The 2,167-nt window shown below is 51.6% G+C and carries 1 protein-coding gene; it reads right to left on the bottom strand.

Features of this window, described 5'->3' with window-relative positions:
• Positions 1-658: 658 nt before the first annotated feature.
• Positions 659-1,378: a GNAT family N-acetyltransferase gene (locus ACO0LF_RS31175; protein WP_423021252.1), complete on the bottom strand. Its 720-nt coding sequence runs from the start codon at positions 1,376-1,378 to the stop codon at positions 659-661.
• Positions 1,379-2,167: the final 789 nt, after the last annotated feature.

The following is a 2,167-nucleotide window of genomic DNA, read 5'->3' as shown; positions in this document are numbered from 1 at the left end:
ATCTACGCCAGCAACAGAAGTTAAACCTGCAACACCAGTGGCAGAGAAAACAGCCAAGCATGAGAAACATGAAAAGCATGGCAAGAAAGAAGCAGGCAAACCAGCATCTGCTGCCGCTTCTGCCAGCGCCGCATCGAAGTAAGTAGCAAACTGCCCCTGATCATGAGGGGTAATAAAAAACGAGGCGCTGTCCGCTTGGATGGCACCTCGTTTTTTGCATTTAGCGCCATGAAGTAAATAAAACCCGATGCGCACGGCGCACCCTACTGGTTAATCAATATCGCTGCATCATGGCCGATAACGTACATGCCCGTAGGAGCGGCTTTAGCCGCGAATGTACACCACGGCCCATCTTCGCGGCTGAAGCCGCTCCTGCAGATCGCTGTTTATAACGATCAGGGGGATGCGCCATGCGCACCATTCCAGGAATCTCACCACAGAGACGCATGTGCAATATGAACATCCATCCTGGACAGGCAGTAGGGTGCGTTATAACGCACCGGCTTTTTGATCACGCAATGTAGAGAAAATATGGGGCGTTGGCATGGTGCGTTATAACGCACCTTACGGGTTGGATGTTCTTAATGTTGATATGAGAATTTGATTTCTCTCCGTGTCTCTGTGATGCGCTCTTTGGTCTTGCTCATCGTCTGCAGTACTACCCCTCATGCAATGGCGGGATGACGGCGGTGCTATAGAGTGTATGCAAGTCCCAACCCAGGCTGGTGTACAAGGCGCGCCCTTCGGGTGTAGCTACCAGCACGCCATCTTTTATACCATGTTGTGTGGCGATGGCTTCCAGTTGCGTCATCACCACGCGCCCCAGGCCGCGTCGCTGGTGGGCGACCTGGGTGGCGATGTTGTCATAGATGGCCAAGCCATCCACAAGCACGATGCGGCCAGATGCCGCGACTTCTCCATCCGCCGTCAATACCTGTACGGTACACATGGGCTGCGCCAGTGTGATATCGAGTGCATAGCCTGCTGGCAAAGCGTTTGCCTCAGGCATGCGGGTTGCCAGTGTCATCAGGTAACCAGGGCGTTGTATGACCCAGTGCGCAGGCAAGATGGCCCTGAGCGCGGCGGGCGACATGCAGGCTTTCAAGAAAACCCAGGGCTCGCTGATGCTGTGGGCCAGGTCGGCAATGCCAGGCAGCATGCCAGGGAAGACGTAGCGTGCTTTTTGCTCAGGCCAGCCTACATCGACACGCCAGCCACCATGCTCGGCGACAGGCAGGGGAGTGCCGCGTGCCAGTGCCCAGCCCTTGAGCCAGTGCTCCAGCAATGCCGGGTTTGCCTGCAGCGATGCAGCCTGTTCTTCTGCCGGATAATCCAGATAAGGGTCTTGCTGATAGGGTGTACCAAGAGTTGCTCTCATTGTCGTAGTCCTTGAATAAGCCTTGGCTGAATATTATACGCAAGATGGCACGTGGACATCTGGGGTGGCATCGCTCTGTAGAAAAGTAAGGTGCGTTATAACGCACCGTCTTGGCGTCAACATATTGAGACGAATGTCAAATTGACGAATCAGAAAAACGATATTCGTTCGCGAGCATGGCATGTTGATTGTGTTGTGTAGATCGTCAAAAAAATGGTGGGTTACAACGCACCCTACAAAACTGCCACGCCTTTCAATCATAATAGAAAGTGACGCTTACCATGCGTACGATTACGCTGCGCTAATCGTACCTACACGGGCTACATAAAAGTAGGGTGCGTTATAACGCACCGGTATGGCGTCAAAATAATGAGACGAATTGAAATTCAGCGAATCAAAAAAACGATATTCGTTCGCCAGCATGTCATGTTTATTGTGTTGCGTGAATCGAAAAAAAACGGTGCGTTACAACGCACCCTACGGGGCTGTATCTCTGTGGTGAGATTCTTGCTCTTGATTTTAGTAAAGCACTTTGCTATGTAAAACACTTTATCAACAGACAAAAAAAAATCGACGCTCTATCCAGATGAATAGAACGTCGATTTTTTCAGATGCGACCCTCATCACAAGGGCGCGGGCTTAGCGGTTTATTTTGATGCTGCCGGTGCTGCCTTGGCATCGTCCGCTTTCATGTCTTTTTTCGCAGGCTTTTCAGCTTTGGAATGTTTCGTATGCTTGGTCGCTTTGCCTGTTTCAGGCTTGGCTTCTGTCGCTGCTGCTGGCGTAGAA

Origin of the sequence: Undibacterium sp. Di27W (assembly GCF_049340345.1) — a bacterium.
Taxonomy (GTDB): Bacteria; Pseudomonadota; Gammaproteobacteria; order Burkholderiales; family Burkholderiaceae_D; genus Undibacterium.
This window is presented reverse-complemented; position numbering and strand designations above follow the sequence as displayed.